This is a genomic window from Pseudomonas sp. GW823-FHT02C05, assembly GCF_058797595.1.
Map to the genome: position 1 here is coordinate 1,021,158 of NZ_JBXAJU010000001.1, position 16,875 is coordinate 1,038,032.

The window sequence follows — 16,875 nt, forward strand, 5'->3', positions numbered from 1 at the left end:
AGGAGACTGCCAATGAGTGTCGTGAGCCTGCAACCCGTCGAGCGTATCTGGCTGAACGCTTACCTGCCGGGAGTGCCCAGCGATATCGAAGCCGAGATCGACCGTTACCCGTCGCTGCGGGAAGTGTTCCTCGAACACGTGGACAAGTATCGCCAACGGGTGGCCTATGTGAGCATCGGCACCGAGATGGGCTACGACCTGTGGGAGAAGCGGGTATTCGCTTTCGCCGCCTGGTTGCAGTCCAAGGGAGTGAAGAAGGGCGACCGGGTGGCGTTGATGATGCCCAACTGCCTGCAGTACCCGATCTGCCTGTTCGGCACCCTGCTGGTGGGGGCCGTGGTGGTCAACGTCAACCCGCTGTACACGGCGCACGAACTGCGGCACCTGCTCAAGGACAGCGGCGCCGAGACCGTGGTGATCTTCGAGAATTTCGCCCACACCCTGGAACAGGCGATGCCGGGCAGCCAATTGAAGAACATCGTGGTGGCCGCCATCGGTGACCTGCTGGGCACCTTCAAGGGCGCAGCCCTGAACTTCGCCTTGCGCCATGTGCAAAAGCAGGTGCCGAAATTCAACCTGCCGGGGGCCATCCGCTTTCCGGCGATGATGAAGCTGGCCAGCGTGCTGGAGCACCGCCCGGTGGAACTCAAGCAGGACGACATCGCCTTCCTGCAATACACCGGCGGCACCACGGGCGATGCCAAGGGCGCCATGCTCACGCACCGCAACATCCTCGCCAACCTGATGCAGGCCAAGGCCTGGGTCGGTGACCAGCTGGACGAGAACCAGCAGGAAACCAACGTCACCCTGTTGCCGCTGTACCACGTGCTGTCGCTGACGGTGAACTGCCTGATGTTCATGTGCCTGGGCGGGCGCAACATCCTGATCGCCAACCCGCGTGATGTGAAGCGGGTGCAGATGATCCTGCGCAAGGAAAAGTTCAGCGGCATCGTCGGGGTCAACACCCTGTTCAACGGCCTGCTGGAGAACGAAGAGTTTCGCGGCCGGGATTTCTCCGACCTGAAGTTGGCGATTGCGGGCGGCATGGCCACCCACACCTCGGTGGCCCGGCGCTGGAAGGAAGTCACCGGGGTGCCGATCATCGAAGGCTACGGCCTGACCGAGTGCTCACCGGTGGTGAGCATCAGCCCGATCGATATTGCGCGCATGCGCGAAGGCGATTTCACCGGGACCATCGGCGTACCGCTGCCTTCGACCTGGGTGCGCTTCGTGCGCGAGGACGGCCAACTGGCCGAGCTGGGCGAGGAGGGCGAGCTGCAGGTACGCGGGCCGCAGGTGATGAAGGGCTACTGGCAGCGCCCGGAGGAAACCGCCAAGGTTCTGGACCGCCACGGCTGGCTGTCCACCGGGGATGTCGGGGTGATGAACGAGCAGGGCTTCATTCGCCTGGTGGACCGCAAGAAGGACATGATCCTGGTCTCCGGTTTCAACGTGTACCCCAACGAGATCGAAGATGTGGTGGCCCTGCACCCCGGGGTGGCGGAAGTGGCGGCGATTGGCGTCGAGGATGATGTGACCGGCGAGAAAGTGAAGATCTTCGTCGTGCGCAAGGACCCGGCGCTGACCCAGGACCAGTTGCTGGCCCACTGCCGGGAATACCTCACCGGCTACAAAGTGCCGCGCTATGTAGAGTTCCGTACCCAAGAGCTGCCCAAGACCACCGTGGGCAAAGTCCTGCGCCGCGCCCTGCGCTGACCCGCAGGAGCCGGCTTGCCGGCGAAGAGACCCCTGGGCCTTGCGCCGTTCCCGAGGGCGCCTTCGCTGGCAGGCCAGCGCCTACAAGGCGTTGGGCAGGCGAACCTGGCCCGGTTGCAGGCCGAACACTTCCACGCCCTCCGGGGTCGATTGGCCCACGGTCACCGGCACCCGCTGGCCTGGTTGATCGGCCGTTGCCCGGTATTCCACGCTCATGCCGTCGGCGTCGCGCTGGATCGCCGCAGGCGGCAGCACGATGGCCTGGTCGTTGCGGTAGGTAACGATGGTCAGCCGCGCGCTCATGCCCAGGCGCACCCGTTGCAGTTGTTCGCGGCTGAGCTTGGGCACCGACAGGGTCACCGGGAATTGCGCTCCGGCACCTGCGGTTTCGTTGGGCAGGGCCAGGCTGCTGACGATATCCACCACGCCTTCCAGGCGTTCACCATCAAAGCCATCACCGAGAATTTCCACGCGCTGCCCCTGGTGGAGTTGGTTGATGTCCAGCTCCGACACCTTGCTGACGATCTTCAGCTGTTCGATGTTGGCCAGGCCGAACAGCACTTGCCCCGGGCTCAGGCGTGAACCGGTCTGCACCGGACCGTTGGCGGCACCGGCGGTGTTCGGGCCCGCGCCGCCATTGGGTGGCGGCACCACGATGCCGGCAAAGGGGGCGACCACGTCCTTGTGCTCCAGCAGTTTGCGCAGGGCGTCGTACTTGACCGTGGCGTTGGTCAACTCCATTTCGGCAATCTGCCGGTATTCCCCCGTGCCCTGGTTCAGCGCCTGCTGCAATTCACTCTGGGCGGCGGCCAGGTCCAGGCGCTGCATCTGTGCCTGTTGCTCCTGGTCGTTGAGCTCGTTGCGCGGAATGATTCCGCGCTGGAACAGGTTCTGGCTTTCCCGCAGCTTGCGTTCGGTATTGGCCAGGGACATCTGCGAGTTGCGCAGGGTACGGCGGGCCCGGGTGACCACGGCGCCGTTGTTCCAGTCCTGCAGCTCCTGGACGGTACGGCGGGCCTTGAGCAAGGTGGAAAGGGCTTCGCGCGACTGGATCTCCACCAGCCCCGGGTCCATCTGCAAAAGGACCTGGCCGGCCTCTACGCGCTGGCCCTGTTCCACCAGGCTGGCCTGCACATTGCCTTCGAACGGGGCGGTGAGGACCACGGTCTTTTGGGGTTCGATCTTGCCCACCAGGCCGATCTGGTGAGTCAGTACCGTGCCTTGCACGCTGACCCAGCGGGCCTCGCTGGCCGGAGTGCTGGCGGGGGACTGGAGGGTGACCAGGGCAGCGACGCCCACGGCGAGGGCGACGGCCAGGGCCAGCGCTTGCAGGGTATGGCGACGGCGCTTGCTCGCCTGCGGCTTGTCAGAAGTCATTGAGCGCAATGTCCCAGCTCTCCAAAGTCATGCCCAGGGTCAGGTCCAGTTGCGTCTGGGCGTTCAGGTAGGCGATCAGCGCATTGAGCCGGGCATTCTCGGCGTTGCGCAGGTCACCCTCGAAACTCAGCACCTGGAAGTTGCTGGAACGGCCGGCACTGAGCTTTTCCCGTTCGATGTCCAGCTTGCGCTTGGACAGTTCGCTGGCGCGCTGGGCAATCTCGTACTGGCGCCAGCGGGTGCCCAGGTCGCGCACCACGTTGTTGACGTCACGCTCCAGCACCTGGCGGGCATCGGCCAGGAGGATTTCCTGGTTCTCCACATTGACCCGGGCGTGGACCTCGGCCTGGCGGGTACTCAGGTCGCCAATGGGAATCTGCACCTGGACCCCGGCGTAGCTGTCCCAGCGCCGGTCCGAACCGTTGCTGGTGTCATTGTCATAGCGGCTGCGGGTCTGGTTGGCCCCGGCCACCAGGGATACGTCCCAGCGCGACTGGTCCTTGGCGATCACCAGGTTCAGATCGGCCTGCTGGCTGCCCAGCAGGGTAGCCAGGTATTCGGGCTGCTGGATCTGCGCAAGGCGCAGGGCCTCGCGCTGGTCGATGCTGATCTTGGCCGCCTGCAGGGCCTCGCTGGCGTGGATCCGGCTGGACATGTCCAGGGCCAGCAGACGCAGCAGCGACAGGCGGTTGACGTCCACCTGGTTGCGCGCTTCCTCCACCCCCAGCTCCTGGCTGGCGATGTCGGCTTCGGTCTGCACGATCTCGAACTCGGCCATGCGCCCGGCGCTGATCAGCGCGCGGTTGACTTCCAGCAGGGCATTGGCGCGCTTGAGGGCTTCCTGGGCGATGGTCAGCTGTTCCTGGGAGCGCAGCAGCTCGCGGTAGGTGGTAATGATCGCGGTGATCGTCTGGGCGACCCCGGCCTTGAGGTTGAGGCGGTTGCTTTGTTCGGTGATGCGCGCCAGGCGCAACGGCGCGGTGGTCACGTCCCAGCCGGCGCCGCGCAGCAATGGCTGGATGATCGCCAGGTCCAGGCCGTCGCTGCGCTGGCGGCCGGCCCGATCGGCTTTGTTCAGGTCCTGGATCCAGGCCATGCTCAGGCGCGTGCCGTACTCGCTCAACAGGCTGGTGGCCGGGGCCATGTTGAGGTTCTGCGTGGTGTCGCTGCTGCCCCGGGTGGTGCGGTAGTTGCCGGTGATCAGCAGCTTGGGGTTGAACACATCCTCGGCCACCCGCAGGTCGAACTTCTGCGCCACCCGCTGCAGGTACGAACTGCGGATGCTGCGGTTGTTGCGCAAGCCCAGGTAGACCGCGTCCCCCAGGGTCAGGTCGGTGACCTGCTGGCTGAGCAGGGCGCTGCGCGAGTAGTCGCTGCGCATGGTGGGAGCGGAAGGGCGATCCACCCGCTCATCGGCGCTGAGCGCCGGCAAGTACAAAAGGCACAGGCAGGCGAGTGTTCGCAGGCGCCAGTCATTCATCGCGCAACGCCTCCACCGGTTGCAGTCTGGATGCCGAAATGGCCGGGTACAGGCCGAAAAACAGGCCCACCAGCAGGGTGCTACCGATTCCCAGCGGCAGTGCGGCTCCCGCCAGGGAGAAGTGCCAGCCGGACATCCGGGCGTAGATAAAGGCCGAGGCGACCCCCAGTATCGCCCCCGACAGGGCGCCGACTGCGGTCAGGCTGACCGCCTCCAGCAGGAACAGGTTGCGGATGTCCTTTTGCCGGGCGCCCAGGGCCATGCGGATGCCGATCTCGCGGCGGCGCTCCGAGACATTCATCAGCATCACGTTCATCACCCCCACGCCACCCCCCACCAGGGAAATGCCGCCCAGGGCCATCAGCAGGTAGCCAAAGGTGCGGCTCTGCCGGGTCATGCCGTCGATGATCTGCTGCGGTACCTGCACTTCCACCTCACGTCCGCGCAGGATCTTTTTCAAGGCCTGGGTCATGGCCGCGGCGACCTGCTCCATGTTCTGGCCACCGGCGACCCGGGTCACCACGTTGTCGATCTGTGGCGAAGGGAAAATCCGCCGCATGCTGCCCTGGGGCAGGAACACCGAGTCATTGGCCTGGATTGGCACCAGCACCGCGCTGGGCTGGTTCTGCAGGATACCGATGACCAGGAACAGGTAGTCGTTGATCCGCACCCGGTCCCCCAGTTGCAGCGGGGCCCCGGCGGCGCCCAGGGTCTGAGCCACCTGATGGCCGATCACCGCATAGATTTCGTTCTGATCGAAGTCCGAGAGAAAGCGCCCCTCACGCAACTGCAGACGCATGGCCGGCGCCAGCTCGGCGGTCGCGCCCACCACGCTGGCGTTGGCGGAGCGGCCATTGCGAATAAGCGTGGCGCTGAGCAACACCGTCGGGGCAATGTTGATCAGGCTAGGCACCGCCTGGCTCAGCGCCCGGGTGTCCAGGGCCGCGGGCAGCGGCGTGCGGCTGTCGGCGCTGGCGGGAAAGCGGGCCACCAGGGTGTCGGTGCCCATGTTCTGGAAGATCGCCGCGGCGTCCTCGGCGGCGTTGTGGCCGATGTTGATCAGTGCCACCACCGAGGAACTGCCGATGACGATGCCCAGCAGGGCCAGGATCGAACGCTTGCCCAGGGTGCGCAGGCTGACGAAGGCTTCGTGCAGCAGCTGGCTGGCGCTTTGCTCGACCTTGAGGCTCATGCCGGGCAGACCTCCTGCACCACGCCATTGGTGACACGGATCTGCCGTTCCAGGCGCTGGGCGATATTGGGGTCGTGGGTGACGATGATCAGGGTCACCCGGCGCTCGCGGTTCAGCGCCAGCAGCAGGTCCATGATGTCCTGGGCGGTGTGGCTGTCGAGGTTGCCGGTGGGTTCGTCGGCGAGGATCACCGAGGGTTCGCCCACCAGTGCCCGGGCGATCGCCACCCGCTGGCGCTGGCCGCCGGAAAGGTCCGCCGGGCGGTGGTCGGCGCGTTGCCCGAGGCCTACCTGGTCGAGCATGTGCATGGCCCGCTCCAGGGAATCACGCCGGGCCACGCCGCGGTAGCTCAGGGGCAGGGCGACGTTGTCCAGGGCGCTGAGACGCGGCAGCAGGTTGAAGCTCTGGAACACGAAGCCGATCTGCTGGTTGCGGATCGCCGCCAACTGGTCGGGGCTGGCGCGGAAGATATCGTGGCCGGCAAAGTGATAGTCGCCGCTGTCGGGCAGATCCAGCAGGCCGAGAATGTTCAGCAGGGTGCTTTTGCCGGAGCCGGAGGCACCCAGGATGGCGCAGCTTTCACCGGCGTCGATGCAAAGGGAGACGTTCTTGAGAATGTGGAGCGGTTGCTCCGCCAGCCGATAGCTCTTGCCTATGCCCTGCAGGGAGATAAAACCTTGCTCGATTATCGTCTCTGTCATCGCTTACCGCGCCGGCTGGCTCGACTGGCTGCTTGAACAACCACGGGGCGCAGGGATCACGCAACAGGGGTATTCAGGGGCAGGGCCAAGCTCTGGTTTTATTTATTATTTTAAAAACATTGTTTGAATAGTAACTGCGTTCATCCTGCCACGCCAGCCGTCTGAACCGGGTAATTGAGGGCTTTTTCCAGGTTTTTTTGCGGAGAAACCCGCGGGTCACAAAAAGGCCGGTGGCCACCGTGACGGTCCCTCGGGCGCTTGCTTTTAGGGCTTCTCGCAGGTATAAAAAATCAAATTTTTTTTTAAAACACTGTTCGAACGGTCAGTTTTTCATCCCAGCAAAGGTTAGTCCTCCATGGTCGCCAAGAAACTCAGTGCCCCCAATGTCACCAAGACCCGACTGCTGGAAGCGACCGAGGCATTATTTATCAAGTACGGCTACGACGCGGTGCTGCTGCGCCAGATCACCGAGCGGGCCAAGGTCAACCTGGCGGCGGTGAACTACCACTTCGGCGACAAGGATTCGCTGATGAAGGCCCTGTTGATGCAGCGCCTGGGGCCACTCAATGATCAGCGCCTGGAACTGCTGGCCAAGTGCGAGGAACAGGCCGAGGGCCCGCTGGACTGCGAAACCCTGCTGGGGGTGCTGTTCGCCCCGGCCATGGGCCTCGAGCGCAGCGACGAGAGTGGCGGCGTGGAAGGGCGCTCGTTCATCCGCTTCCTTGGCCGGGTCTACAGCGATACTTCGCCCTTTATCCAGGAATACCTCAAGGAGCATTACCAGCCGGTGTTCGAGCGCTTCTTCAAGGCCTTTGCCCTGGCTTTGCCGGACCTGCCGCGCAACGAGCTGGGGGTGCGCCTGCAATTTGCCCTCAAGGCAATTTCCGGCGTCATGGCCGGCACCGAGCTGCGCCTGCTGATGCAGGCCATGAGCCTTGGACGCCCGGCCACCGATGCTGAAGTCATGGCCAAGCTCATCAGCCTGGTGTCGGCGGCGATTCGCGCCCCCATGCAGGACCCCGATTCCGAGCAGGCCCTGGAGAAAGTCCTCGATACCCAGCGCCTGATCCGTCAGCAATCCCATTCCCTGGCCGGCTGATTCCCGGCTGAGCCGCCCGGCCCCGACAGCGCAGCAGGATCATTCGGAGCGTCAATGGTTCTCGGGGCAGGTGCCCACATCTGCTAGGTTCTGCTCCTTGCATCTGCCTTGGAGCATTCGCCATGAGTTCCTCCCAACAGCATGTTCTGGCCGTCAACGGCATCGAGCTCAGTGTGCGGGTCAGCGGCCCGGAACACGGGCAGCCGGTATGGCTGCTGCACGGTTTTCCCGAGTGCTGGCATTCCTGGCGCCATCAAGTGCCGGCCCTGGTGGCAGCGGGGTTCCGGGTGTTCGTCCCGGAAATGCGTGGCTATGGCCGCAGCTCGGCTCCCGAGGCGGTGCAGGCCTACGACCTGCTGACCCTGTGCGCCGATATCCAGCAGGCCATGCACGCCTTCGGCCAGCAGCGGGTGTGCATCGTCGGCCACGACTGGGGCGCCCCCGTGGCCTGGCACCTGGCGCTGCTGGAGCCGCAGCGGGTGGCGGCGCTGGTGACCCTGTCGGTGCCCTTTGCCGGGCGGCCGAAACGCCCGGCCAGCGAGATCATGCGCCAGGTGCACGGCGAGCATTTCAACTACATCCTCTACTTCCAGCAGCCGGGAGTGGCCGAGGTGGAACTGGACGCCGATATAGACGCCAGCCTGCGCCTGTTCATGGGCAATGTCGGTGCATTGCTGCAACCCAAGCCGGCCGATGCCCGGTTGTTCGACGGGGTGACGGTGCCCGCAGGGTTGCCGCAGTGGTGCAGCGAGGAGGATTTCCAGGCCTATCGCCAGACCTTCGCCGGGCGCGGCTTTCGCGGTGCCCTGAACTGGTACCGCAATTTCGAGCGGACCTGGAAGCGCACCGAGTTCCTGGCCGATGCCCAGGTCCAGCAACCGACCTTGTTCCTGCTGGGCGACCAGGACCCGGTTGGTGTACTGGAAGCCCATACCCTCAAGCGCATGCCGGGCAAGGTGGCGGACCTTGAGCAGCACCTGCTGGCGGACTGCGGGCACTGGATCCAGAACGAACGGCCGCAGCAGGTCAATGCCCTGTTGCTGGATTTCCTGCAGCGCCGGTTCACCTAGGGAGCCCGCCGCCCCGCAGGAGCTGGCGTGCCAGCGAACGCGCCAGCAGGTGCGGCGCAAGGTGTTCGCCGGCAAGCCGGATGCTACAAGGCCGGGTGGTGCCAGCGAAGGGGGCCGATCAACCGAGCATTTCCCGCATCCGGTGCCAGAGCATGCCCAGGGCCAGCAGTGGTGCCCGCAGGGCCGGGCCGCCGGGGAAGGTCATGTGCGGCACGCCGCTGAACACGTCCAGGCCGCGACTGTGGCCGGCATGGATGGCTTCGGCCAGTAGCCGCGCAGTCCAGTGGGTGACGTTCAGGCCATGCCCGGAATAGCCCTGGGCGTAGTACACATTGGGGTACTGCGACAGGCGCCCGACCTGGGGGAAACGATTGGCGGTGATGCCGATCTTGCCGCCCCACTGGAAGTCGATCGCCACATCCTGCAACTGCGGGAAGACCTTGAGCATCTTGGGGCGCATGTAGCCGGCAATATCCGCCGGATCACGCCCCGAATAGTGGCAGGCACCGCCGAACAGCAAGCGCCGGTCCGCGGTCAGTCGGTAGTAGTCCAGGCCGACTTTCTGGTCGCACAGCGCCAGGTTGTCCGGGATCAGTTGCCTGGCCCGGGCCTCGGCCAGCGGCTCGGTGGTGATGATGTAGCTGCCCGCCGGCAGTACCTTGCCACTGAGCCGCGGCTCGAGGTCTTCCAGGTGGGCATTGCAGGCCAGCACCAGGTGCCCGGCAGTGACGGTGCCGGTCGCGCAGCGCACTTTCACACTGTCGCCGTGGGTCAGTTCCAGCACCGGGCTCTGCTCGAAGATCCTCACCCCCAGGGACGCTGCCAGCCGCGCTTCGCCCAGCACCAGCTTGAGCGGGTGCAAGTGCCCAGAGCCCATGTCCACCAGCCCCCCGGCATACGCCGAGGAGGCCACCACCTGCTGCATGTCCTGGGGCGCCACCAGCCGAGTGGGGTGGCGGTAGCCCAGCCTGACCAGGCTGTCCTGCTCGGCCTGGAAGGCGGCGAACTGGGCCGGGGTGTTGGCCAGCTCACAGAAGCCCCAGCGCAGGTCGCACTCGATGGCATGTTCGCTGATGCGCTGGCGTACCACCTCCACCGAGTCGATGCCGGCCTGCTCGAGGTATTTCACCCCTTCCTGGCCGACGTAGCGGGCAAAGCCTGTGACCTCGTGGCCAATGCCGCGGATCAGTTGGCCGCCGTTGCGCCCGCTGGCGCCCCAGCCGATGCGCCGGGCTTCCAGGAGGATCACCGAGAGCCCGCGCCGGGCCAGCTCGATGGCGGTGTTGACCCCGGTGAAACCGCCGCCGATCACGCAGACGTCGGCGCTCGGTTGGCCCTCCAGCGACGGGTAGCCGGGCAGGCTGCCGGCCGAGGCGGCGTAGTAGGAGCGGGCATGCCCGTTGGCGCTGCCCGAAAGGTTTGGCTGAATCATTTGTTGGACTTCACTTTGCTCCAGGAGCGGGTCATCAAGCGCATGATGGCCGGCGACTGGGTGGTGGAGATGTACAGCTTGTCGAGCACGGCCTGAGGTGGATAGACCTCGGGGTTGTTCACCAGGTCGGCCTCCATGTACTGCTGGGAAGCCGGGTTGGGGTTGGCGTAGCCGACATAGGCGCTGACCTTGGCGATCACTTGCGGGTCCAGTAGGTAGTTGATGAAGGCGTGGGCTTCCTTGACGTTGCCGGCATCGGCGGGAATCGCCAGCAGGTCGAACCACAGGTTGCTGCCTTCCTTGGGAATCGAATAGGCGATGTTCACCCCGTTCTTGGCTTCCCTGGCCCGGTTGGCGGCCTGGAACACGTCGCCGGAGTAGCCGAAGGCGATGCAGATATCACCATTGGCCAGGTCCGAAACGTACTTGGAGGAGTGGAAGTAGGTGATGTAGGGGCGCAGGGTCAGCAGCTTGGCCTCGGCCTTCTTGTAGTCCTCGGGGTTCTCGCTGCGCGGGTCCAGGCCCAGGTAGTTGAGCACCGCCGGGAACACTTCATCCGGCGAGTCCATCATCGACACCCCGCACTGCTGGAGCTTCTTGAGGTTCGCAGGCTCCAGCAGCACCGCCCAGGAGTCGATGTGGTCGATGCCCAGTACCTGCTTGACCTTGTCGACGTTGTAGCCGATGCCATTGGTGCCCCAGAGGTAGGGCACCGAGTACTGGTTGCCGGGGTCGTTCTGCTCCAGCAGGGCCAGCAGCTTGGGGTCCAGGTTCTTCCAGTTGGGCAACTGCGAGCGGTCGAGCTTGAGGAACGCGCCGGCCTTCACCTGGCGCGCCAGGAAGTGGTTGGAGGGCACTACCACGTCGTAGCCGGTGCGCCCGGCCAGCAGTTTGCCCTCCAGGGTTTCGTTGGAGTCGAAGACGTCGTAGATCACCTTGACCCCGGTCTTGCCCTGGAAGTCGGCGAGGGTGGTCTGGCCGATGTAGTCGGTCCAGTTGTACACGCTGACACTGGGTTGTGCCTGGACGGCGGTGCTGCACAAGACCGCTAATGCTGCCGGGACCACTGCTTTCAAAAGACGCATATCGACACCTCTTCGGGTTGTTTTTGTTGATTGCAGAATGCGGGTTGTCAGACGCTGAGCAGCAGGAACTCGCGTTCCCAGGAGCTGATCACGCGCTTGAAGTTCTCGTGTTCGGCACGTTTGACCGCCACATAGCCGCGCACGAACTTGCGCCCCAGGTACTGCTCGATGGTCGGGCAGTCCTCCATGTGTGCCAGGGCGTCCTCGATGGTGATCGGCAGGCGCAGGTTGCGCCGCTCGTAGGCCCGGCCTTCCACCGCGGCGCTGGGCTCGATGCCCTCGACCATGCCCAGGTAGCCGCACAGCAGGCTGGCGGCAATGGCCAGGTAGGGGTTGGCGTCGGCGCCGGGCAGGCGGTTTTCCACGCGCATGGCGTCGGGGCTTGCGGTCGGAACCCGCAGGCCCACGGTGCGGTTTTCCTCACCCCATTCGACGTTCACCGGGGCCGAGGTGTCCGGCAGGAAGCGGCGGAACGAGTTGACGTTGGGGGCGAACATCGGCAGCAATTTGGGGATGTACTTCTGCAGGCCGCCGATGTGGTGCAGGAACAGCTTGCTTTTCTCACCGTTGGCATCGACGAAGATCGGCTTGCCGGTGTCGATGTCCACCACGCTCTGGTGCAGGTGCATGGCGCTGCCGGGCTCGTCGGCCACCGGCTTGGCCATGAAGGTGGCGGTGACGTTGTGCTTGAGCGCCGCCTCGCGCAGGGTGCGCTTGAACACGGTGATCTGGTCTGCCAGGTCCAGGGCGTCGCCGTGGCGGAAGTTGATTTCCATCTGCGCCGGGCCGTCTTCGTGGATCAGCGTGTCCAGGTCCAGGCCCTGGGCTTCGCACCAGTCGTAGACATCTTCGAACAGCGGGTCGAATTCGTTGGCGGCATCGATGGAGAACGACTGGCGACCGCTTTCCGCTCGGCCGGAGCGGCCCAGGGGAGCCTTGAGCGGCAGGTCCGGGTCTTCGCAGCGCTGGGTCAGGTAGAACTCCATTTCCGGGGCGACGATCGGCTTCCAGCCCTTGTCGGTGTACAGCTGCAGCACTTTCTTCAACACGTTGCGCGGCGACAGTTCAATGGGGTTGCCGAATTTGTCGAAGGTGTCGTGGATGACGATGGCGGTGGGTTCGATGGCCCAGGGCACCAGGTAGATCGATGACGAGTCGGGGCGGCAGACCATGTCGATATCGGCCGGGTCCAGCAGTTCGTAGTACAGGTCGTCGTCGACAAAATCCCCGGTTACCGTTTGCAGCAGGACACTTTCCGGCAGGCGCATGCCTCGCTCATGCAGGAACTTGTTGGTGGGTGCGATCTTGCCGCGGGCAATGCCGGTCAGGTCGCTGACCACGCACTCTACTTCGGTAATCTTGTGATCTTTCAGCCAGGAGGAAAGCTGATCGAAAGGGGCGTTCATAAAGACCTCGATTATTGGTTTTATCTGCTCCGAGGTGAGCGGGAGTATCCCGGCAAGGCTTCCCCTGCGGCGCATTGGCGACTATCTTGGGCGAGCCTTGTTGTTCCATCTATCCACTTTAAGCAGAACCAAAACGCACCAAACGAGTGCGTAAGGTCCCCCGATGACAGCGTCCAATCCGCTTCAGGTCCAAGCGTTCAACACCTTCGATGTCGCCGATCAGATCCGTGCCACCCCGGGTTGGGTCCAGCATTACCAGCAGATGTCCCCTGGCCATTTCAACGGCCTGGTGCGCTACCTGGACCTGCAGGGCGTGGAGATCTACGAGGAATGCATGAACACCCGGGTCGAGCAGAATTTCAGTGCCCCCCAAGGCGCCCTGGCGTTCTGTTTCGACCGCAGCGACAACGCGCTGTACGTGCTCAATGGCGAGAGCCGCAATATCTGGATCACCCCGGAGAACTACCAGGAAGTGGCGGTGGTGTTCGGCCCCGAGTTCGTCCGCGGCCACGGCCTGGGTGTGGAGCGCCTCGACGGGCTGTTCATGGCGCCCCTCAACAGCCAGCAGAACGCCTTGTTCTGCCGCTGGCTGAGTTCGACCCTGACCCGCCTGTCCCAGACCCTCGACCCACCCAGCCGCGAAGCCCTGACCCAGCAACTCCTGGAGGACTGCCTGTACATCCTCGACAACGCCTGCGTGCGCCTGGACCGCGGCGGCCTGCAACGGCGCAGCGAGGAGCGGGGGATCATGCAACGGGTAGCGCAGTGGGCCGCCGACGTGCCCGAGGAAACCCTCAACCTGCTGGAGCTGTCCCAGGTAGCCGGAGTGTCCCTGCGCCAGTTGCAGAGTGCGTTCAAGGCCTTTACCGGGATGGCCCCCAGCCAATGGCTGCGCCTGCGTCGGCTCAACAGCGCGCACCGCGAACTGCTCAGCCGAGGGCCGACTGAGACCACGGTGGCCGAGGTGGCGATGCACTGGTCGTTCTGGCACCTGGGGCGGTTTTCCAGCAGTTACCGGGCGCTGTTCAAGGAGCTGCCGAGCCAGACCTTGAAACGCAGTGCCGTGGCGCGTCGCTAGGGCGTGCGCCCGGGCCTTGCGGGCAAGCCCTCAGTACACTTGCAATGACTGGTTGAGGTCGCGCAGGGCCTGATCCAGCCGGGCCACGGCGCTGGACAATTGCTGCTCCTGGGCCGCCTCGGCCACCAGCTCTTCCAGGCTGACGCACAGCTCCAGCAAACCTTGGGTATTGAGCAGGTAGGCCGTGCCCTTGAGCTTGTGGGCGATGGCTTTCAGGGCCTGGCGATTGCCACTGGCCAGGGCCTTGCTCAAGGCCTGCAGTTCCTCGTTGTTGCTGTTGATCACGTGCTCGGCCAGAGCGGCGTGGATGTCGCCGTTCAACGACGGCACCGCGCTCTGCGCCTGGGGGGGCGTCAGGCTCAGCTTGGGGATCAGGCGGTTCAGCCCGGCAAGGCTGATCGGCTTGGTCAGGGCACTGTCCATGCCCGAAGCCAGGCAGCGTTCCAGTTCCTCAAGCTGGGCGCTGGCGGTCAGGCCGATGATGGTGCAGGGGCGCACCCCCATCTGGCCCTCCATGCGCCGGATCGCCTGGCTCATCTCATGGCCGCTCATCTGCGGCATGTTGCAGTCGGTGATGATGATATCCACGTCATGCTCCTGCCACATGGCCAGGCCTTCCAGGCCGTTGTAGGCGATCAGGGCCTCGTGTCCCAGGTAGTTGATCTGCTGGTTGAGCAGGTACTGGCTGGGCAGGTGGTCTTCGACGATCAACACGCACAGGGGCTGGTCGGTGCTGTTGAACACCGCTTGTTCCGCGCTGTCGGTGGCGCTGCTGCGCTCGTCGGCAACGCGCTGAAAACAGGCCTTGAAGGTCATGCGGGTACCTACGCCAAGTTCGCTCTGGACCTGCAGGCTGCCGTTCATCAACTGGGTCAGCGAATGACTGATGGACAGGCCCAGCCCCGACCCGGCGTTGGGGTTGCTGACCACGCTGTCGACCTCGAAGAACGGGGTGAAGATCTTCTGGATCTGCGAAGCCGGAATGCCCGGGCCGGTGTCGATCACTTCGACATGGAAGTCGAGAAAGTGTTCATCTTTCACCTGGCCCAGGCAACGGATATGGATCTCGCCCTGTTCGGTGAACTTGATCGCGTTACTCAGCAGGTTGGAGATGATCTGCTTGAACTTCAGGCCATCGATCCACACTTGCGCGGTGGCCCAGGCATCGAACTGCAGGTGGATGTCCAGGTGCTTCTGGCGGGCCAGGCCATCGAAGACATTGGCCACCGATTCGATCAGGTCCTTGAGGCTGGCGGCTTCCGGGCGCAGGGTCAGGCGCCCGGATTCGATCCGCGAGATATCCAGGATATGGCCGATCAGCGCCAGCAGGTTCTGCGCCGACTCGTAGGCGATATGCACGGAGCGGGTATTGAGTTCGCGGTCGTTGTCACGGGTCAGCACCAGCTCCAGCATGCCGACGATGGCGCTCAGGGGGGTACGGATCTCATGGCTCATGGTGGTCAGGAACACGGTCTTGCTGCGGCTGGCATGCTCGGCGGCTTCTTTGGCATCGCGCAACTGGTCGAGGATCAACTGGCGCTGCAGCAGGTCCAGGCGCTTGCGAATGATCCGTCGTCGCTGGCTCAGAATCCACCAGGCCGCCAGCACCAGCATCAGGCCCAGGCTGCCCAGGATTTTCCAGGTGAAGGCCGTCACACCTTTCCAGTAGCTGTCGTCGGTGCTGCCGCTGGCGCGCCAGCGACCCAGGATCTGCAGGTATTCCTGAGGGCTGATCTCGGCCATGGCCTGGTCGATGATGGCGATCAGTTGCTGCTGGCTTTGCGGTGCGGCGAAGGCGATCCGGGCTTCCAGGCCTTGCATCATGCCGTGAATCTTCAGGCTGTTCTGGAGCCTGAAGGACAGGTAGTAGTTGGCCAGGTTGGCCGGTGCCAGGGTGAAGTCCGCCTTGCCTTGGCGCACCCGGTTGAGGGCCTCGGCAACGGTGGATGTCTGCTGGACCCATAGCCGTGGATAGCGCTCGCGCAGGTCCTCGCTCTGCAGGTAGCCGGAGGCGAGCGCCACGGAGCCGATGGAGTCGCGGTTCAGCGGTGCCAGGGGCGGGGCGTCGGTCTTGCGCACAATCACATAGGGCGTGGTGACGATCGGCCGGGTGTACAGGTAGGACGCACGCCTGGGGTTGGCGCGGGCCAGTATGCTGAGGTCCGCACGGCCTTCGCGCAGGCGGGTGTCGACCTGCTTGAGCGAGCCGACCCGGGAGACCTCGAAGCGCAGCCCGCTCTTGCGCCGGATGAGGTCCAGAAGGTCCGAAGCGATGCCGTTGAACAGCCCGCGGCTGTTGAAAAACGCATAGGGCGCCAGGTCGTCGCTGATCACCAGCCGCACCGGCGGTGCATGCTCCAGCCAGAGCCGCTGATCGGCGTCCAGGCGTTCGCGAAAGCTGTTGGAGTCGCAGTTACCCGTACCGCCCCACATCTGCAGCGCCGATATCACCTGGCAGCGCTTGATGCCGCCCAGGGCTCGCTCGAGCAACTGTTGCAGGTGGGTATTGTCACGGGCCACGGCAAACCCGACCTGGATTTCCGGCAACCGTGCACTGTGGCTGATCACCAACTGGTCGCTGAACAATTGGCTGGATAGATAGCCGGTAGACAGCGAGTCCCCCAGGTAGATGTCTGCGTCGCCATCGAGTACCGAGCCCATGGCGGCGCGGGGGGAATCGTACAGCTGGATCAGGCCCCGTCCACCGGTGCGCAGATAGAGCTCCAGGGCCATGCCGCGGGTGGCGGCGATCCGTGTCCTGGAGATGTTCGCGCGGTAGTCCCGCAGGTCACCGCTCTCGGCATACAGGGCCAGTTCGGTGACCGCGTAGCTCGGGCTCAGCCGGACCTGGTAATCCTCGGCTTCCACCTGGGTAGCGCTGTCTACCAGGTCGACCTCACCACTGCGCAAGGCGTGATAGGCGGCATCCGTATTGGGGTAGGTGCGGACTTCCACGGGGATCGCCAGCTCGCGCTGCAAGGCCCCCAGGTAGTCGGCCCCTATGCCTTCGAGTTCATGGCGCTGATTGATTTCCCGGTAGGGGGGCAGGTCGCCACTGACGATGCCGACCAACAGGGCCTCTTTGTTACGCAGCCAGGTCTGTTCATCGATGCTGGGGCGAATATCGAGGAAGTCCAGCGGCTGGCGGGCACGGATCTTCACCCTGTCCTGCGCGAATACCGGCAGGGCCAACCACAATATCAGTACGAAAAACAGCGGGCGCGGCGGTAACCTCACAT

Annotated in this window: 12 protein-coding genes; 4 read left to right on the forward strand and 8 right to left on the reverse strand. The window is 64.5% G+C overall.

The window, feature by feature from the left end:
• Window positions 1-12: 12 nt before the first annotated feature.
• Complete coding sequence (locus tag AC1RGE_RS04800; RefSeq protein WP_015635569.1) at window positions 13-1,716, forward strand: long-chain-fatty-acid--CoA ligase; 1,704 nt, start codon at window positions 13-15, stop codon at window positions 1,714-1,716.
• An 81-nt stretch (window positions 1,717-1,797) separates the two neighbouring features.
• On the opposite strand, the gene AC1RGE_RS04805 is transcribed toward AC1RGE_RS04800, so the two are convergent.
• The 4 genes from AC1RGE_RS04805 to AC1RGE_RS04820 are packed head-to-tail and all read right to left on the reverse strand — an operon-like array spanning window position 1,798 to window position 6,466.
• A complete protein-coding gene (locus AC1RGE_RS04805) occupies window positions 1,798-3,093 on the reverse strand; it encodes an efflux RND transporter periplasmic adaptor subunit (protein WP_492583502.1) in 1,296 nt (431 codons plus the stop codon).
• Complete coding sequence (locus AC1RGE_RS04810; protein ID WP_011061234.1) at window positions 3,083-4,573, reverse strand: TolC family protein; 1,491 nt, start codon at window positions 4,571-4,573, stop codon at window positions 3,083-3,085. Before AC1RGE_RS04810 ends, AC1RGE_RS04805 begins: the two co-directional genes overlap by 11 nt.
• Window positions 4,566-5,765 (reverse strand): ABC transporter permease, encoded by a 1,200-nt coding sequence (locus tag AC1RGE_RS04815; RefSeq protein ID WP_053158448.1) that lies wholly within the window; start codon window positions 5,763-5,765, stop codon window positions 4,566-4,568. The genes AC1RGE_RS04810 and AC1RGE_RS04815 overlap by 8 nt, the downstream gene beginning before the upstream one ends.
• Window positions 5,762-6,466, reverse strand: a complete 705-nt coding sequence (locus tag AC1RGE_RS04820; protein ID WP_011061236.1) for an ABC transporter ATP-binding protein — start codon at window positions 6,464-6,466, stop codon at window positions 5,762-5,764. The genes AC1RGE_RS04815 and AC1RGE_RS04820 overlap by 4 nt, the downstream gene beginning before the upstream one ends.
• Window positions 6,467-6,821: 355 nt before the next feature.
• Here AC1RGE_RS04820 and AC1RGE_RS04825 point away from each other — a divergent pair, with 355 nt between their 5' ends.
• Complete coding sequence (locus tag AC1RGE_RS04825; protein ID WP_011061237.1) at window positions 6,822-7,565, forward strand: TetR/AcrR family transcriptional regulator; 744 nt, start codon at window positions 6,822-6,824, stop codon at window positions 7,563-7,565.
• 122 nt (window positions 7,566-7,687) lie between these two features.
• Window positions 7,688-8,635, forward strand: a complete 948-nt coding sequence (locus AC1RGE_RS04830; protein ID WP_065364020.1) for an alpha/beta fold hydrolase — start codon at window positions 7,688-7,690, stop codon at window positions 8,633-8,635.
• A gap of 118 nt (window positions 8,636-8,753) precedes the next feature.
• Here the strand turns inward: AC1RGE_RS04830 and AC1RGE_RS04835 are convergent, their stop codons facing one another.
• Genes AC1RGE_RS04835 through AC1RGE_RS04845 form a run of 3 tightly spaced genes read right to left on the reverse strand, consistent with a single transcriptional unit; the run spans window position 8,754 to window position 12,558 of the window.
• On the reverse strand, window positions 8,754-10,067 hold the full coding sequence (locus tag AC1RGE_RS04835; RefSeq protein ID WP_019095529.1) for an NAD(P)/FAD-dependent oxidoreductase: 1,314 nt from the start codon (window positions 10,065-10,067) through the stop codon (window positions 8,754-8,756).
• Window positions 10,064-11,152 carry a polyamine ABC transporter substrate-binding protein gene (locus AC1RGE_RS04840; RefSeq protein WP_011061240.1) on the reverse strand — a complete coding sequence of 363 codons (1,089 nt, stop codon included), beginning with the start codon at window positions 11,150-11,152 and terminating at the stop codon, window positions 10,064-10,066. The genes AC1RGE_RS04835 and AC1RGE_RS04840 overlap by 4 nt, the downstream gene beginning before the upstream one ends.
• A 47-nt stretch (window positions 11,153-11,199) precedes the next feature.
• Window positions 11,200-12,558 carry a glutamine synthetase family protein gene (locus tag AC1RGE_RS04845; RefSeq protein WP_011061241.1) on the reverse strand — a complete coding sequence of 453 codons (1,359 nt, stop codon included), beginning with the start codon at window positions 12,556-12,558 and terminating at the stop codon, window positions 11,200-11,202.
• Between the two features lie 163 nt (window positions 12,559-12,721).
• On the opposite strand from AC1RGE_RS04845, the gene AC1RGE_RS04850 reads away from it, so the two are divergent.
• Window positions 12,722-13,636, forward strand: a complete 915-nt coding sequence (locus AC1RGE_RS04850) for a helix-turn-helix domain-containing protein (RefSeq protein WP_011061242.1) — start codon at window positions 12,722-12,724, stop codon at window positions 13,634-13,636.
• A 30-nt stretch (window positions 13,637-13,666) separates the two neighbouring features.
• Here AC1RGE_RS04850 and AC1RGE_RS04855 read toward each other — a convergent pair whose 3' ends face one another.
• A complete protein-coding gene (locus tag AC1RGE_RS04855; protein WP_492583503.1) occupies window positions 13,667-16,873 on the reverse strand; it encodes an ATP-binding protein in 3,207 nt (1,068 codons plus the stop codon).
• Window positions 16,874-16,875: the final 2 nt, after the last annotated feature.